This is a genomic window from Enterococcus sp. DIV0724b, from assembly GCF_050531475.1.
Taxonomy (GTDB): domain Bacteria; phylum Bacillota; class Bacilli; order Lactobacillales; family Enterococcaceae; genus Enterococcus_L; species Enterococcus_L haemoperoxidus.
This window is the reverse complement of sequence record NZ_CP172890.1, coordinates 1888830-1905412: the sequence shown is the minus strand read 5'-3', so window position 1 is coordinate 1905412 and position 16583 is coordinate 1888830. Positions and strand designations below refer to the sequence as shown.

At 37.6% G+C, this 16583-nt stretch carries 16 protein-coding genes; all 16 read left to right on the top strand.

Features of this window, described 5'->3' with window-relative positions; translation table 11 throughout:
- Positions 1-133: 133 nt before the first annotated feature.
- The 16 genes from IGJ02_RS08775 (at position 134) to IGJ02_RS08700 (ending at position 16460) form a co-directional block, all read left to right on the top strand.
- Positions 134-517: a hypothetical protein gene (locus IGJ02_RS08775; RefSeq protein WP_010761472.1), complete on the top strand. Its 384-nt coding sequence runs from the start codon at positions 134-136 to the stop codon at positions 515-517.
- Positions 517-1218: a CBS domain-containing protein gene (locus tag IGJ02_RS08770; RefSeq protein WP_430601738.1), complete on the top strand. Its 702-nt coding sequence runs from the start codon at positions 517-519 to the stop codon at positions 1216-1218. The genes IGJ02_RS08775 and IGJ02_RS08770 overlap by 1 nt, the downstream gene beginning before the upstream one ends.
- Positions 1219-1224: 6 nt before the next feature.
- Entirely contained in the window at positions 1225-1701 is a 477-nt protein-coding gene (lspA, locus tag IGJ02_RS08765; protein WP_010761470.1) for a signal peptidase II, read from the top strand.
- Positions 1688-2593, top strand: a complete 906-nt coding sequence (locus tag IGJ02_RS08760) for an RluA family pseudouridine synthase (protein WP_010761469.1) — start codon at positions 1688-1690, stop codon at positions 2591-2593. Before lspA ends, IGJ02_RS08760 begins: the two co-directional genes overlap by 14 nt.
- Positions 2594-3009: 416 nt before the next feature.
- Complete coding sequence (pyrR, locus tag IGJ02_RS08755) at positions 3010-3567, top strand: bifunctional pyr operon transcriptional regulator/uracil phosphoribosyltransferase PyrR (RefSeq protein WP_010761468.1); 558 nt, start codon at positions 3010-3012, stop codon at positions 3565-3567.
- A gap of 32 nt (positions 3568-3599) precedes the next feature.
- Entirely contained in the window at positions 3600-4883 is a 1284-nt protein-coding gene (locus IGJ02_RS08750) for a solute carrier family 23 protein (protein ID WP_430601737.1), read from the top strand.
- Between the two features lie 156 nt (positions 4884-5039).
- Positions 5040-5966: an aspartate carbamoyltransferase catalytic subunit gene (locus tag IGJ02_RS08745; protein ID WP_430601736.1), complete on the top strand. Its 927-nt coding sequence runs from the start codon at positions 5040-5042 to the stop codon at positions 5964-5966.
- A gap of 9 nt (positions 5967-5975) precedes the next feature.
- Positions 5976-7259, top strand: a complete 1284-nt coding sequence (locus tag IGJ02_RS08740; RefSeq protein ID WP_430604091.1) for a dihydroorotase — start codon at positions 5976-5978, stop codon at positions 7257-7259.
- 2 nt (positions 7260-7261) lie between these two features.
- Complete coding sequence (locus tag IGJ02_RS08735; protein ID WP_430601735.1) at positions 7262-8341, top strand: carbamoyl phosphate synthase small subunit; 1080 nt, start codon at positions 7262-7264, stop codon at positions 8339-8341.
- Positions 8341-11520 carry a carbamoyl-phosphate synthase large subunit gene (carB, locus tag IGJ02_RS08730; RefSeq protein WP_430601734.1) on the top strand — a complete coding sequence of 1060 codons (3180 nt, stop codon included), beginning with the start codon at positions 8341-8343 and terminating at the stop codon, positions 11518-11520. Before IGJ02_RS08735 ends, carB begins: the two co-directional genes overlap by 1 nt.
- A gap of 91 nt (positions 11521-11611) precedes the next feature.
- Positions 11612-12394, top strand: a complete 783-nt coding sequence (locus tag IGJ02_RS08725) for a dihydroorotate dehydrogenase electron transfer subunit (protein ID WP_430601733.1) — start codon at positions 11612-11614, stop codon at positions 12392-12394.
- Entirely contained in the window at positions 12391-13320 is a 930-nt protein-coding gene (locus IGJ02_RS08720; RefSeq protein WP_430601732.1) for a dihydroorotate dehydrogenase, read from the top strand. The genes IGJ02_RS08725 and IGJ02_RS08720 overlap by 4 nt, the downstream gene beginning before the upstream one ends.
- Complete coding sequence (pyrF, locus tag IGJ02_RS08715; RefSeq protein WP_430601731.1) at positions 13317-14036, top strand: orotidine-5'-phosphate decarboxylase; 720 nt, start codon at positions 13317-13319, stop codon at positions 14034-14036. The genes IGJ02_RS08720 and pyrF overlap by 4 nt, the downstream gene beginning before the upstream one ends.
- Positions 14033-14668, top strand: coding sequence for an orotate phosphoribosyltransferase (pyrE, locus tag IGJ02_RS08710; RefSeq protein WP_430601730.1), 636 nt, complete (start codon positions 14033-14035; stop codon positions 14666-14668). The genes pyrF and pyrE overlap by 4 nt, the downstream gene beginning before the upstream one ends.
- A 185-nt stretch (positions 14669-14853) precedes the next feature.
- Complete coding sequence (locus IGJ02_RS08705) at positions 14854-15555, top strand: carbonic anhydrase family protein (protein WP_010761458.1); 702 nt, start codon at positions 14854-14856, stop codon at positions 15553-15555.
- A 14-nt stretch (positions 15556-15569) separates the two neighbouring features.
- Entirely contained in the window at positions 15570-16460 is an 891-nt protein-coding gene (locus tag IGJ02_RS08700) for a LysR family transcriptional regulator (protein ID WP_010761457.1), read from the top strand.
- The last annotated feature ends 123 nt before the right edge of the window (positions 16461-16583 follow it).

The window sequence follows — 16583 nt, the reverse complement described above, 5'->3', positions numbered from 1 at the left end:
AACAAAAGCCTATTTCTTAAAGGCTTTTGTTTTTTTAGTAGAAAGAAATTTATTTCTACCCAAATCAACTTCTTTCTTCCAGTCTGACTATTTTTGTTATATAATTTAGACTAAAGCTCGAGGAGGAATCAGCATGAATATTCGTTGTACTAGAAATACCGGATTTTATGGAATGGGTAGTCCAATCGAGATCAGAAAAAATGATAAAAAGTGGTTTTACTTAAGCCATAATGAAATAAAACAAGTCGAAATAGATGAAACAGAATGTACAATACAGGCTAAGTTTTTCTTTTTGAAGAGTGCACCTTTTGCGGTAAGCGATCAAGGACGAATTGTTGATTTAGAGATAACAATGAACCCAACATTGATCTTGATTTATGTTATACTCTTCATTGGAATGTTTTTGATTCCGTTGTTACATTTGAATATAATAGGAATTTTACTATTATTTGTTCTCTATTTTATTTTTGTATTTTCAATGTTAAATAAAGCATATGTAATCAAGGAGAAAATGTGATGGGTGAAAGAGCTGAAGAATTTCTAAGTAGTTTTAATCGTATTGAAAAGTGGTTTCGTGAACAATTAAATAATCCAACTAATATGGGATTCAGTGAAATGGTTCGAAGATTATCTAGAAAAAAAGACAGCCAAATACCACTTTTTCAAGATGATTTACTCCAAATGGCCCAACTAAGAAATGCGATTGTTCATGAACAGATTTCAACCGATTTTGTGATAGCTGAACCAAATGAGTGGGCAGTTAACCGCCTGTTGGAAATCGAAAAATCGTTGATCAGTCCTGAAACCGTTCTACCTCGTTTCTCAAAAAAGGTCACAGGATTTGATGTGAACATTTCTATCAAAGAAATTTTAACGATTGTGGCTCGTAAGCAATACTCACAATTTCCAATCTATGATGATGGGATATTTAAAGGGTTGATCACTGTCAGAGGGTTAGGAATTTGGTTGGCAGTCGAAAGTTCTAAAGGAGACATTCAGTTAGAAGGAAGAAAAGCCTCAGAACTTTTGGTAAGTAATTACAAAGGCAGTAACTACCAATTTGTTAGTAAAGATACGACAGTGTTTCAAGTTGAAGAGATGTTTGTGACCCAAGTCAAATTAGAAGCAATTTTGATCACAAAAGATGGCAATCCAAATGGTAGTTTGCTTGGCATTATTCGTCCAAGAGATTTATATAATAATTTAGAGAAGGAATGAAAGCCGTTGTTAGCAGTTTATTTAATTATCAGTGCAGTCCTAGTTGGTTTAGATCAGTGGGTCAAATATTTAACGGTTGCCAATATCCCACTGGGCGAAACCAAAGAATTTATTCCAGGAGTGTTATCATTTACGTACCTTCGGAATACGGGAGCTGCATGGAGTCTTCTAGAAGGAAAAATGTGGTTCTTTTATATCGTCACGGTGATTGTGGTAGCCGTGGTTTTGTATATTTTAGTTAAAAATATTAATGGAAGCAAGTGGTTTACAGTCGGTTTGAGTTTAGTCTTAGCCGGAGCAGTCGGAAATTTTATCGACCGCATTCGTCTAGGTTTTGTTGTTGATATGTTCCAAACAGAATTTATTAGCTTTCCTATATTCAATGTTGCTGACTCTGCGCTAGTAATTGGCGTGATATGTATTTTTATTTATTTGATTTTAGACGAAAAAGCAGCGAAGGATGGAAAAAATGGACCAAATTAATGTAAAAATAAAACAAGAAAAAGGACGGATCGACAAAGTTTTGAGTGATTTATTAAAAGATCATTCCCGTTCACAAATTCAACAGTGGTTAAAAGATCAAAATATAACGGTCAATGGTGAAATTACCCGTCCAAATTATAAAGTAAAAGAAAATGACGAAATTAATATTAATGTGCCTGAGCCAGAAGAACTTGATGTTTTAGCAGAAGATATTCCAATCGAAATTGTTTATGAAGATGACGATGTATTAGTCGTTAATAAACCTCAAGGAATGGTCGTTCATCCATCTGCTGGACATCAGCATGGAACACTAGTAAATGCCTTGTTATATCATATAAAGGACTTATCTTCAATCAACGGCATCATACGTCCCGGCATCGTCCATCGTATCGATAAAGATACCTCAGGTTTATTAATGGTTGCTAAAAATGATAAAGCTCACATTGCTTTAGCTGAACAATTAAAAGATAAAACCTCACTTAGAAAATACGTTGCCTTAGTCCATGGTGAAATATCGCATGATAAAGGTGAAATTAATGCGCCAATTGGCCGTTCAAAAAATGATCGGAAAATGCAAGCAGTCATCGAAGGTGGAAAACCAGCAGTGACACATTTTGAAGTGTTGGAGCGCTTTGAAGGTTATACCTTACTTCAACTTCAATTAGAAACAGGACGCACGCATCAAATCCGTGTCCACATGAAATATATCGGTTATCCAGTCGCAGGCGACCCGTTATATGGACCAAGAAAGACGTTAAAAGGCAAAGGACAATTTTTACACGCCGAAATACTAGGTTTTAAACACCCAACAACCGGCCAAATGATGGTCTTTGAAGCGCCTTTACCAGATCTTTTCGAAAAAACTTTAGACCAATTAAGAAATAATGATTGATTTATTTTAAAAGAAAAGGTACACTGTTTTAGAAAGAAAATTTAATAAGTAATCCTTTAAGAGTAGTCCCGTGAGGCTAAGAAGGAAACATGCAGAACAATATCTAGGTGCGCTTAGAAAAAATCTGTATGAACTGAATGGTATCTTTGTATAGATAAATTCAATCCTCCTATCCGAACACGGGTAGGAGGATTTTTCTTTGCCACGAATTGTTGAGAATCACAGCGACCGTTTTGCAAAGCAGGTGATGAACAGTATTTTTCGAGCGAAGTTATCACTCTAGTGAAATCAACTACTTAAAATTAGGAAAAGCAAACACTAACATCACATGAAATAGAGCAAGTGTGATGCCTTTACACTGAAACAAATAGCTCATAAGGCAATTGTGAAAACTACATTTTCAGGAGGAGAAAAAAATGCAAAAAAAAGAAGTTGTCGATGCAGTAACTATGAAACGTGCACTAACAAGAATTACTTATGAAATCATTGAGAGAAACAAAGGAATCCAAGATATTGTATTGGTTGGAATAAAAACCCGTGGAATCTATATTGCTCAAAGAATTGCAGAACGTTTAAAACAATTAGAACACATTGAAGTTCCGGTAGGTGAGTTGGACATTACCCTATATCGGGATGATATGGATGGTCAATCAATGAAAGAACGTTCATTAGAAGAACCAGAACTTCACTCGTCTGATATTCCTGTTTCATTAGAAGGAAAAGAAGTGATTTTGATTGATGATGTACTTTTTACAGGACGGACGATACGAGCTGCAATGGATGCAGTAATGGATCTTGGTCGACCTAGAAAAATTTCATTAGCTGTCTTAGTGGATAGAGGGCACAGAGAGCTTCCGATTAGAGCGGATTATGTTGGTAAAAATATCCCGACTTCAATGGCAGAAGAAATCATTGTTGAAGTAGAAGAAAAAGACGGAGCAGATCGGATTTTGATTGCAAGCACAGAAGAGTAAAAAATACAATAGCAAAGATAGGGTAGGTTGAGATGACAGAAAAGAAATTTCGTAATGATGAAGCAGTTTTAGATATTCACGATAGACCGAAGACAGTACATTGGGTTGGCTTAAGCTTACAGCATTTATTCACAATGTTTGGTGCAACAGTATTAGTGCCAATTTTAGTAGGAATCGATCCAGGAATCGCTTTAGTTAGTTCGGGACTTGGCACAATCGTCTATTTATTCGTAACAAAAGGGAAAATTCCAGCTTATCTAGGAAGTAGTTTTGCCTTTATCGCGGCAATGCAGATGCTAATGAAAAGTGATGGCTACCCAGCAATCGCTCAAGGTGCTATAACAACAGGATTAGTTTATCTAATCGTTTCCATCATTATAAGTAAAATCGGCTCAGCTTGGTTAGATAAAATTCTACCACCGATCGTAGTAGGTCCCGTTGTAATGGTCATTGGATTAGGGCTTGCTTCTAATGCTGCAAATAACGCCATGTTCAATAACGGAGAGTATGATTTTAAATTCATTGCGGTTGCTTTGATCACACTGGGATTAACAATCTTTTATAACATGTTTTTCAAAGGATTTTTAGGCTTGATTCCAATTTTACTAGGAATCATCAGTGGGTATCTCGTTGCATTAGTATTCGGTATCGTAGACATTGAACCAATCAAAAATGCAGCTTGGTTTGCTATGCCAAACTTTGAAATACCTTTTGTTCAATATCAACCTAAACTATATTTAAATGCAATCACAACAATGGCCCCAATCGCATTTGTCACGATGACAGAGCATATCGGACACTTAATGGTTTTAAATAAACTAACCAAACGCAATTTCTTCCAAGAGCCTGGGTTATCAAAAACATTAATGGGTGACGGTGCTGCACAGATTGTAGCAGGGTTGGTTGGTGGACCGCCTGTTACAAGTTACGGTGAAAATATCGGTGTTCTAGCAATTACGCGAGTACACAGTGTGTTCGTTATTGCAGGGGCTGCGGTCTTCGCTGTTGGACTTGGTTTTGTAGGGAAATTAAGTGCAATCATTTTAAGTATCCCTGGTCCAGTTATTTCAGGTATCAGCTTCGTCTTATTCGGAGTAATCGCAGCCAGCGGGTTGAAAATTTTGATAGATAATCAAATCAACTTTGACAAGAAAAAGAATTTACTGATTGCATCAGTGATCTTAGTTATCGGTATCGGCGGCTTAGTCTTTAAATTAGATACCTTCGAGTTATCATCGATGGCATTAGCCACAGTTTTAGGAATTATCCTAAACTTGATTTTACCTGAAACAGCACGTAGTGAAGAAAAAGTCTAACTAGCGAAGTGGAACGTTGTTACTATCGTTATCTAGCTTCAAGAGCTAGCCTTTCGGGAAAAAGATAAAATATGCTGTGACAAAAAGCGTCACAAACGTATTTTCCTGTCAAGGCTGATCGAACTCTTTCAGCTTTTAAAATAAGGAGGAAAACGAATGATCATCACATCTGAACGTATCAGTTTGAAACATCTGTTAACCGTAGAAGCATTAAGTGATCAAGAAGTTATGGGCTTGATCCACCGTGCGCAAGAGTTTAAACAAGGAGCGACCTGGCAACCCGAGAAAAAACAATACTTTGCGACAAATCTGTTTTTTGAGAACAGCACACGAACCCACAAGAGCTTTGATGTTGCTGAAAAAAAATTAGGGATTGAAGTAATCGAGTTTGAAGAAAGTATGAGCTCGGTAAAAAAAGGTGAGACGCTTTATGATACAGTGCTGACAATGTCAGCAATCGGAGTGGATGTGGCAGTCATTCGTCATGGAGAAGAAAACTATTATGACGAATTGATTCAAAGCAAAACAATTCAATGTTCCATCATTAACGGTGGAGACGGTAGTGGTCAGCATCCTACGCAATGTTTATTAGATTTGATGACAATATATGAAGAATTTAAGCACTTTGAAGGATTAAAAATTGCAATCGTTGGTGATATCACACACTCTAGAGTCGCAAAATCAAACATGCAAATGCTGAAACGACTTGGTGCCACAATCTTTTTCTCAGGACCAGAAGAATGGTACGACAAGCAATTTGAAGCATATGGGCACTATATGCCTTTAGAGGAAGTAGTAGAGACAGTAGATGTGATGATGCTGCTTAGAGTGCAACATGAACGTCATGATGGATCAGAACTGTTTTCAAAACAAGAGTATCATCAACAATACGGTTTAACTGTTGAACGAGCGAAACGACTACAAAAACATGCAGTCATTATGCATCCAGCTCCTGTCAATCGGGATGTTGAATTAGCGGATTCTTTAGTTGAAGGGATTCAATCCAGAATTATTCAGCAGATGAGCAATGGCGTTTATATGAGAATGGCAATCTTAGAAGCAGTATTACATGGAAAGGCATAGGTGAACAAAATGAAAACACTTATCAAAAATGGAAGAATCATAAAAAAAGACAATCAATTGATACCAGCAGAAATTTGGATAGAACATGGAAAAATCAGAGCAATTGGTGAAACCTTTGATGAATCTGAATTTGAAAAAGTATACGATGCAAAAGGTCAACTGATCACTCCAGGGTTAGTTGATGTTCATGTTCACCTAAGAGAACCTGGGTTCACTTATAAAGAAACAATCGAAACAGGCAGTAAATCAGCTGCAAGAGGCGGATACACAACCGTTTGCGCTATGCCTAACTTAAACCCTGTACCAGATACTGCAGAAAAATTAAAAGAAGTTTATGACATTATTGAAGAAAACGCTGTGGTAAAAGTGTTGCAATATGCACCAATCACAGAAGAATTACGCAGTGAAACATTAACCGATCAAAAAGCGTTAAAAGCAGTTGGCGCTTTCGCGTTTACAAATGACGGGGTAGGCGTACAAACTGCAGGTACAATGTATCTTGCAATGAAAGAAGCAGCAGCGATCGACATGGCGATCGTAGCTCATACAGAAGATGAATCACTTCTCTTTGGCGGAGTCATGCATGAAGGAGCGATTTCGAAAAAATTAGGTTTACCAGGAATTTTAAGTTCTACAGAAGCCTCACAAATCGCTCGAGATGTTGTTTTAGCAGGTGAAACTGGTGTGCATTATCATGTCTGTCATGTTTCAACAAAAGAAAGCGTTCGTGTGATACGGGATGCTAAACGAGCTGGAATTCATGTTACAGCGGAAGTTGCTCCTCACCACTTGATTTTGATTGATGAAGATATTCCAGAAGATAATGGTTTTTGGAAAATGAATCCACCACTTAGAGCAACATCTGATCGTGATGCGTTAATCGAAGGTTTACTTGATGGTACGATTGATTGTATTGCTACTGACCACGCACCCCATGGACTAGAAGAAAAAAATCAGACCTTCTTAAAAGCACCATTTGGAATTGTCGGAAGTGAAACAGCTTTTCAACTGATTTATACCCATTTTGTTGTAACTGGGAAATTCACTTTAGAACAAGTAATCAATTGGATGGCAACAAAACCAGCAGAGATTTTTGGTTTAGATGCTGGTACACTTACAATCGGAAGTCCTGCGGATATCGCCGTTTTCGACTTGCTGTCTGAAGAGGAAATTGATGATAAAGATTTTGAATCATTAGGCGTCAATACTCCGTTTGTTGGTTGGAAAGTCAAAGGGAATACACTAATGACATTTGTTGATGGACAATCAGCATGGTCTAAAGAGGAGGCATAAATTTGAAGCGACTATTGATACTAGAAGACGGAACCGTTTTTGAAGGAAAAGCGTTTGGTGCAGATGTTAATGTTGTTGGAGAGGTCGTCTTTACAACAAGCATGACAGGCTATCAAGAAGCAATCACTGACCAAAGTTTCAATGGTCAAATTATTACATTTACTTATCCAATGGTTGGTAATTATGGTGTCAATCGCGATGATTATGAATCAATCTCCCCAACTTGTAAAGGTGTAGTCGTCAAAGAACATGCCAGACTTACTTCAAATTGGCGTGCACAAATGACATTAGATGAATTTTTGAAAAGAAAAGGGATTCCTGGAATTTCAGGAATTGATACACGTGCGCTAACAAGAAAACTTCGTTCAGTCGGAACAATGAAAGCCGCTTTTGTTGATGCAGACGATGATTTGACCCATGAATTTGATCAGCTCAAAGCAACAGTTTTACCTAAAAATCAAGTGGCTCAGGTGTCCACAACGAAACCATATCCAAGTCCAGGTATCGGCCGTAATGTTGTGGTAGTTGATTTTGGATTGAAACATAGCATATTACGTGAGTTATCAAAACGTCATTGTAATTTGACAGTTTTACCTTATAATACGCCTGCTGAAACGATTTTAGAACTTTCTCCAGATGGTGTCATGCTAACGAATGGACCAGGAGATCCTAAAGATGTGCCAGAAGCAATCGAAATGATTCAAGCAATTCAAGGGAAAGTGCCGATTTTTGGAATTTGTCTAGGGCATCAACTATTTGCTTTAGCAAATGGAGCTGACACTTACAAAATGAAATTTGGTCATCGGGGATTAAATCATCCTGTCAGAGAAATTGCAACAGGAAGAATCGACTTCACTTCGCAAAATCATGGATATGCAGTGGATGAAACAACCGTCGATCCTGAAAAATTGTTGGTTACCCATGTTGAAGTAAATGATGGTTCTGTTGAAGGCGTTAGACATCGTCAACATCCAGCTTTTACGGTGCAGTATCATCCTGATGCAGCACCAGGACCACACGACGGCCTTCATTTGTTTGATGAGTTTATGGAATTAATGGATGCATGGAAGGAGCAAGACTAATGCCAAAAAGAACAGACATTAAAAAAATCATGGTTATCGGTTCAGGTCCAATCATCATTGGCCAAGCGGCGGAATTTGATTATGCGGGTACGCAGGCATGTCTTGCTTTAAGAGAAGAAGGATATGAAGTTGTTTTGGTCAATTCAAACCCAGCAACAATCATGACAGATAAAGAAATTGCGGATCAGGTTTACATTGAACCGATTACTTTGGAATTTGTTTCACGTATTTTACGAAAAGAACGTCCAGATGCATTATTGCCAACGCTGGGAGGTCAAACAGGACTGAATATGGCGATGGAATTAGCTGCTTCAGGTATTTTAGATGAACTTAATGTAGAATTACTAGGAACAAAATTAAATGCGATCGATCAAGCAGAAGACCGCGATTTGTTTAAGCAGTTAATGGAAGACTTAGATCAGCCGATTCCTGAAAGTGAAATTGTTAATACAGTGGCACAAGCGGTAGCGTTTGCGAATACGATTGGTTATCCAATTATCGTGCGTCCTGCATTTACCTTAGGCGGTACTGGTGGTGGGATGTGTGATAATGAAGAAGAACTAAGGATCATCGCTGAAAATGGTCTGAAATTATCTCCTGTAACCCAATGTTTGATTGAAAAAAGTATTGCTGGCTTTAAAGAAATCGAATATGAAGTGATGCGTGATTCAGCTGATAACGCAATCGTTGTGTGTAACATGGAAAACTTCGACCCTGTGGGAATCCATACAGGGGATTCAATCGTTTTTGCACCGAGTCAAACATTATCTGATCATGAATATCAAATGCTCCGTGATGCATCTTTGAAAATTATCCGAGCTTTAAAAATAGAGGGTGGCTGTAATGTTCAATTAGCTTTAGATCCTCACAGTTTCAACTATTACGTTATTGAAGTGAATCCACGTGTTTCACGCTCATCCGCATTAGCGAGTAAAGCAACGGGTTATCCAATCGCTAAATTAGCAGCAAAAATTGCTGTGGGTCTAACATTAGATGAAATGAAAAATCCAGTCACTGAAACAACATATGCAGAATTTGAGCCAGCTTTAGATTATGTCGTAGCAAAAATCCCACGCTGGCCTTTCGATAAGTTTGAAAAAGGCGAACGCCGTTTAGGGACTCAAATGAAAGCGACTGGTGAGGTCATGGCAATTGGCCGTAACATTGAAGAGTCCTTGTTAAAGGCAGTCCGATCACTTGAAATCGGAGCATATCATAACGAGCTAAAAGAAATAAAAGATGTCAGCGATGAGTTATTAACTGAAAAAATCGTGAAAGCGCAAGATGATCGGTTGTTTTATCTATCAGAAGCAATTCGTCGAGGTTTCACAATCGAAGATTTAGCGATGCTTACCAAAATCGATTTATTCTTCTTAGATAAACTACTTCACATTTTCGAGTTGGAAACAGCATTAACAGAAAATATCAAAGATGTTGAGATTCTAAAAGAAGCCAAACAAAATGGGTTTACTGACAGAAAAATTGCTGAACTATGGCAATTGAATGAGCAAGCTGTTGCAGATTATCGTCACGAACAAAAAATTCTTCCTGTCTATAAAATGGTCGATACTTGTGCGGCAGAATTCGAATCTCAAACACCGTATTTTTACAGTACTTATGAATATGAAAACGAAAGTATTCGCTCCGAGAAACCTTCTGTACTAGTTCTAGGTTCAGGACCAATCAGAATCGGACAAGGAGTGGAGTTTGATTATGCAACTGTTCACTCTGTAAAAGCGATTCAAGAAGCTGGTTTTGAAGCAATTATTATGAATAGTAATCCAGAAACTGTCTCAACCGACTTCTCGATTTCAGATAAACTTTATTTTGAACCGTTAACACTAGAAGATGTTATGAACGTGATCGAATTAGAGCAACCGACAGGTGTTATTGTTCAGTTTGGCGGTCAAACAGCAATCAACTTAGCTGAACCTTTAGTAAAACAGGGTGTCAAGATTTTAGGAACATCGATTGAAGACTTGGATAGAGCCGAAAATCGCGACTTATTTGAGCAAGCATTACAAGCATTGGACATTCCTCAACCTCCTGGAGATACTGCAACAAGTGCTGAAGAAGCGGTGGCTGTTGCCAATAAAATTGGTTATCCTGTCTTAGTTCGTCCTAGTTATGTCCTTGGTGGACGGGCAATGGAAATTGTAGAGAATCAAAAGGATTTGGAAGATTATATGCGTAATGCTGTAAAAGCTTCACCTGAACATCCAGTATTAGTGGATAGCTACTTACTAGGAAAAGAATGTGAAGTTGATGCCATTTGTGATGGTCAGACCGTTTTAATCCCAGGCATCATGGAACATATCGAACGTGCAGGTGTCCATTCTGGAGATTCAATGGCTGTTTATCCACCGCAAACTTTATCAAAAGAGATTCAACAAACAATAGCTGATTATACTAGAAAACTAGCAATCGGGCTTAATTGCGTTGGTATGATGAACATTCAATTTGTAATCCACGAGGAGAAAGTTTATGTGATTGAAGTCAATCCTCGAGCAAGTCGAACAGTGCCATTTTTAAGTAAAATCACAGGAATTCCAATGGCTCAGGTAGCGACAAAAGCAATTCTTGGAGAGAAACTTACCGATTTAGGGTATCAAGATGGTTTATATCCTGAAAGTAAGCAAGTACACATCAAGGCGCCGGTATTCTCATTCACCAAACTCCAAAAAGTAGACACCTACTTAGGACCTGAGATGAAATCAACTGGTGAAGTAATGGGTTCTGACTATAGTTTAGAAAAGGCACTATACAAAGCTTTTGAAGCTTCTGGACTACACTTACCAAGTTTTGGTGCTGTCTTATTCACTATAGCTGATGAAACGAAGGAAGAAGCACTGGCATTAGCAAAACGCTTCAATGAAATCGGTTATAGCTTAATTGCAACAAAAGGCACCGCAGATTTTCTTGCAGATAATGGGTTATCAGTGAAAACCGTTCTTAAAATAAATCAAGGCGGGGAAACAGTTCTAGATTTAATCCGTAGTGGTGAAGCGCAAGTTGTTGTGAATACGATGGATAAAAATCGTTCGGATCTAAATCAAGATGGATTTTTGATTCGCCGTGAAGCAGTAGAACATGGAGTTCCATTGTTTACATCATTAGACACAGCTGAGGCAATCCTGAAAGTCCTAGAATCACGGGCATTTTCAACTGAGTCTATCTAAATCTAAATAAAAGGTGAGAAAAAACGGACCCTTTGTAAACAAAAGAGCTCAGCGTTTTTTCTCAACCTCATGTTGTAAAGGAGCGGAATAAATGAAACAGGAAATAATGACAATCATCTCTCAGCAACAATTAGCACCTAGGATTTTCCAAATGACGTTGACAGGTGATTTAGTCAACGAAATGGAAAAACCTGGGCAGTTTATCCATATAAAAGTTCCAAGGGCAGATATGCTTTTAAGAAGACCAATCAGTATCAATCAAATAGATAAAGAAGCAAAGACCTGTACGATTATTTATCGAACAGAAGGTGACGGGACCAAAGTTTTTGCTGAACTCACAACTGGTGACACTTTAGATGTTATGGGGCCTTTGGGAAATGGTTTTGATGTCGAGTGCTTGACTGCAGGCCAAAAAGCATATGTGATTGGTGGTGGGATAGGTATTCCACCAATGTACGAACTTTCCAAGCAATTGAAGCAAAGAGGGATCGAAGTCGTTCATTTTCTTGGCTATGCTTCTAAAGAAGTCGCTTATTTTCAAGATGAATTTATTGCTTTAGGTGACACGCGTTTTGCAACGGACGATGGTTCTTTTGGCGTTGAAGGAAATGTCGGCAACCTTTTGTTGGATGCTGTTCAAAAAGAGCAACCTGATGCAGTATATGCTTGCGGTGCTAATGGAATGTTAAAAATGATCGCCCAAGTATTTTCTGACAATCCGAATGTTTTTCTTTCACTAGAACAACGAATGGCTTGTGGGATGGGTGCTTGTTATGCCTGTGTTTGCCATGTGCCTGATGATGAAACTGGAACAAAAAGTGTCAAAGTTTGTGATGAAGGGCCAATTTTTAGAGCCAGCGAGGTGGTTTTATGATGAAAAATTCGTTAGCAATTAGTATTCCGGGTTTAGAATTAAAAAATCCTATTATTCCTGCTAGTGGTTGTTTTGGATTTGGTGAAGAATATGCTAAGTATTACGATCTGGGAAAACTTGGTTCGATCATGATCAAAGCTACGACACCACAGGCACGTTTTGGCAATGCAACACCAAGAGTGGCAGAAACACCAAGTGGTATGCTAAATGCAATCGGGTTACAAAATCCAGGTTTGGATGTGGTCATGAATACAAAACTCCCTGCATTAGAAGCGTATGATGTACCGATTATTGCGAACGTTGCCGGAGCTTGTGAAGAAGATTATGTGGAAGTCTGCAGTAAAATTGGGGACGCACCAAATGTTAAAGCAATCGAATTAAATATTTCATGTCCAAATGTAAAACATGGCGGTATTGCCTTTGGAACGGACCCAGATGTTGCCTTTCAATTAACACAAGCTGTGAAAAAAGTATCGAAAGTCCCGATTTATGTAAAGCTTTCTCCAAACGTGACAGATATTGTGCCAGTTGCACAAGCAATTGAAGCTGGAGGTGCGGATGGTTTTTCAATGATCAATACACTTTTAGGGATGCGGATTGATTTAAAGACCCGTCGTCCGGTTTTGGCCAATCAAACAGGAGGATTATCAGGTCCTGCTATCAAGCCCGTTGCAATTCGTTTGATCCATCAAGTTTCTCAGATTTCCAACTTGCCGATCATCGGTATGGGTGGTGTACAAACGGAGGACGATGTCTTAGAAATGTTTATGGCTGGAGCAAGTGCAGTAGCTGTTGGAACTGCTAATTTTACTGATCCATATATATGTCCCAAACTGATCGATGCGTTGCCTAGCAAGATGGCAGAACTTGGAATCGAGTCATTAGAGCAATTAATCAAAGAAGTTAGAGAGGCGAAAAATCTATGAGTCAACGACCGATCATCGCGTTAGATTTCCCTATAAAAATGGAAGTAGAAGCATTTTTAGCTAATTTTCCTAAGAAAGAATCATTATTTGTCAAAGTAGGAATGGAGTTATTTTATCAAGAAGGACCTGAAATCGTCCGTTGGCTGAAAGGGTTGGGTCATTCTGTTTTTCTTGATCTAAAATTACATGATATTCCAAATACCGTTGAAAAATCAATGATTGGCTTAGCGAAGCTTGGTGTGGATATCACGAATGTTCATGCTGCTGGCGGTGTCAAGATGATGGAAGCAGCTAAAAATGGACTGAAAAAAGGAACGGAAGAGGGCGCAAAAGTGCCTATTTTGATTGCTGTGACACAACTTACTTCAACAAGCGAAAAAGAAATGCAGCAAGATCAATTGATTGAAGTCCCTTTAAAAGAGAGTGTGCTCCATTATGCAAAATGTACGGAAAAGGCCGGATTGGATGGAGTAGTTTGTTCCGCATTAGAAGCGCAAGACATTCATCAAGCGACAAGTGAGGAATTTGTTTGCTTAACACCAGGAATACGTCCAAGCGGTAGTGAGGTTGGAGATCAACAACGAGTAGTGACACCAACCGATGCAAGAAAAATCGGTTCAACTTATATTGTAGTAGGTCGACCAATCACACAAGCTGAAGACCCTTATGAAGCGTATCAATCAATCAAAAATGAGTGGAATGGAGAAATAAAATGACAGAACTAGCTAAAAGGATTGCCAAAGATTTATTAGAAATTGAAGCGGTATTTCTAAGCCCAAACGAACCTTTTACATGGGCAAGTGGAATCAAAAGTCCGATTTATTGTGATAATCGAATCACTATGAGTTATCCAGTTGTTCGTAAGGAGATTGCTAAAGGCTTAGCAGAAAAAATCAAACAAAGCTATCCAGATGTGGAAGTTATTGCTGGAACAGCAACCGCTGGGATTCCCCATGCTGCTTGGGTAGCAGATATTTTAGATTTACCTATGGTTTATATTCGTAGTAAAGCGAAAGAGCATGGCAAAGGCAATCAAATCGAAGGACGGATCTTTAAAGGACAAAAAATGGTTGTAATTGAAGATTTGATTTCAACAGGTGGAAGTGTCTTGGAAGCTGCAGCTGCGGCAGAACGTGAAGGCGCAGACATTTTAGGTGTTGCAGCGATCTTTACTTATGAATTACCAAAAGGCAAAGAAAAATTTGCAGCACACAAAATGAATTTAATGACATTAACAAATTATTCAACATTGATTGATGCGGCTTTAGAATCTAATTATATTGAAGAAAAAGATGTTGCTTTATTAAAAGAGTGGAAACAAGATCCAGAAAATTGGTTAACTAAATAATTTAGACGATAAAAAGTATGATTTTTGATTATATATTCAAAAGTTATACTTTTTTCTTAATCGATGGATTTCTTAAGCTGTGGTATACTTCCATTATAAAAAGAGCAAAATCGCTTTTGAAAATTGACTGATATTGATAATTAGTATACAGTTATTCAAATGATAAAATTAGAAGGTGGGGTTTGATGAAAAATATTCGAAATATGGACGTGGAATGGGGATACGAAGGAGAGCTTGGACCGGAGCATTGGCACACGCTTTGTGATTGGTTTTCGACGGGAGCTAAATATCCTTATCAATCGCCTGTTAATTTATCAAAAAATTTGATCAATGGTGTCTCTGCAAGCAGAGCGATTGATTTTTGTTATAAAATAGAAGAATTTACAGAAAAAGAGTTTAAAAATACCTTTCACTTTGTTCCACCAAATACAGAAAGCTATGTAATTTTTGAAGATGAAAAATATTATTTAACAGATATTCATTTTCACACACCAAGCGAGCATACCTTTGATGGAGAACATGCGCCCTTGGAATTTCATCTTGTTCATATGAATAATTCTGGGGATAATTTAGTTGTGGGTTGTTTATTTACCATTACTACAGATGATAATAAATTTTCAAAAAATCAAACGACTCTCAAATGGAACTCACAAACGCATCAACAGTGGTTTGATCCTTCAATTTTTTTACCTGAACAAAAATCTCATTTTCATTACTTAGGTTCGTTAACAACACCGCCAACTAAGGGACCTGTTCATTGGTTTGTTTTCGATTCTATTCAAAAAATGGATCAAGATTTTTTTGCGCGAATTGATGAAGGAATGTTGCCTTTCAACAATCGACCAGTCCAAGCATTGAATGGACGTAAAATCTATTTTTCTGAATAAGACGGAGGGCCTCTATGAATATTCAACAAATGAAATATGTTGTAGCTGTTGCGAATAATGGTAGTTTCAGAGAAGCTGCAAAGAAACTATTCATCACGCAACCAAGTCTTTCAAATGGAATTCGTGAATTAGAAGAAGAAATTGGTGTAACCTTATTTATTCGTACCAATAAAGGTGCTTCTTTGACTGAAGAGGGGTTGACCTTTTTAGAACATGCGGAAAAGATTTTGACTCAAATGGAAATAATTGAAAATCGCTATCAAGAAGTGACTAAGAGTGAACGTTTTTCAATTTCTTCTCAGCACTATGATTTTTTAGGCGAAGTGATGGGGAAAGTTATCCAGCAATTTAAAGACCAATATAAAAATTTTCGCGTATTTGAGACAACGACTTTAAAAGTAATTGAAGACGTAAAAAGTTACCATAGTGAACTTGGTATTATTTATTTAAATAGTCAAAATCAATCAGGTATTGAGCGGTATTTAGAGCAGGCAAATTTAACATATGAAGTTGTTGGAAGCTTTAAAACCCATATTTTTCTTGGAAAAAATCATCCATTGGCAAAACAAAAAGAAATCAAACTGGAACAATTATGTTGCTATCCCCAAGTTCGTTTTACGCAAGAAGGGAGCAATTTTGCTTATTTTTCAGAAGATCTAATTGAAAATCAAGAACAAGAAACAGTGATTTACACAAATGATCGTGGAACGTTGATGAATTTATTAGTAGAGACAGATGCCTATGCATCAGGATCAGGTGTGGTCACTGGATTTACCAAAAAAGAAATTCGGTTAGTTCCATTAGCGGAAAGTACAAACAATAAAATATGTGTTCTCTATCAGAAAAATAAAACCATTAGTACTATTGGTCAATTTTTTATAAAAGAGTTGAAACAGCTGTTTTGAAACAAAGAAAACTTGTTCTAGAATCCCAATTGAACAAGTTTATGTATTTACAGCATAAAAAAATCATCCTTCAAAAGAGGATGATTTTTTAGTTTAAGTATAAACAAATGAATACATGTTTAT

Excerpts from the sequence above, each read along its gene's own strand:
- IGJ02_RS08725 (WP_430601733.1), top strand. The coding sequence starts at position 11,612 with ATGAAACAGGAAATAATGACAATCATCTCTCAGCAACAATTAGCACCT.
- IGJ02_RS08705 (WP_010761458.1), top strand. The coding sequence starts at position 14,854 with ATGAAAAATATTCGAAATATGGACGTGGAATGGGGATACGAAGGAGAG.
- IGJ02_RS08740 (WP_430604091.1), top strand. The coding sequence starts at position 5,976 with ATGAAAACACTTATCAAAAATGGAAGAATCATAAAAAAAGACAATCAA.
- IGJ02_RS08760 (WP_010761469.1), top strand. The coding sequence starts at position 1,688 with ATGGACCAAATTAATGTAAAAATAAAACAAGAAAAAGGACGGATCGAC.
- carB (WP_430601734.1), top strand. The coding sequence starts at position 8,341 with ATGCCAAAAAGAACAGACATTAAAAAAATCATGGTTATCGGTTCAGGT.
- pyrR (WP_010761468.1), top strand. The coding sequence starts at position 3,010 with ATGCAAAAAAAAGAAGTTGTCGATGCAGTAACTATGAAACGTGCACTA.
- IGJ02_RS08750 (WP_430601737.1), top strand. The coding sequence starts at position 3,600 with ATGACAGAAAAGAAATTTCGTAATGATGAAGCAGTTTTAGATATTCAC.
- IGJ02_RS08745 (WP_430601736.1), top strand. The coding sequence starts at position 5,040 with ATGATCATCACATCTGAACGTATCAGTTTGAAACATCTGTTAACCGTA.
- IGJ02_RS08775 (WP_010761472.1), top strand. The coding sequence starts at position 134 with ATGAATATTCGTTGTACTAGAAATACCGGATTTTATGGAATGGGTAGT.
- pyrE (WP_430601730.1), top strand. The coding sequence starts at position 14,033 with ATGACAGAACTAGCTAAAAGGATTGCCAAAGATTTATTAGAAATTGAA.
- pyrF (WP_430601731.1), top strand. The coding sequence starts at position 13,317 with ATGAGTCAACGACCGATCATCGCGTTAGATTTCCCTATAAAAATGGAA.
- IGJ02_RS08720 (WP_430601732.1), top strand. The coding sequence starts at position 12,391 with ATGATGAAAAATTCGTTAGCAATTAGTATTCCGGGTTTAGAATTAAAA.
- IGJ02_RS08770 (WP_430601738.1), top strand. The coding sequence starts at position 517 with ATGGGTGAAAGAGCTGAAGAATTTCTAAGTAGTTTTAATCGTATTGAA.
- IGJ02_RS08700 (WP_010761457.1), top strand. The coding sequence starts at position 15,570 with ATGAATATTCAACAAATGAAATATGTTGTAGCTGTTGCGAATAATGGT.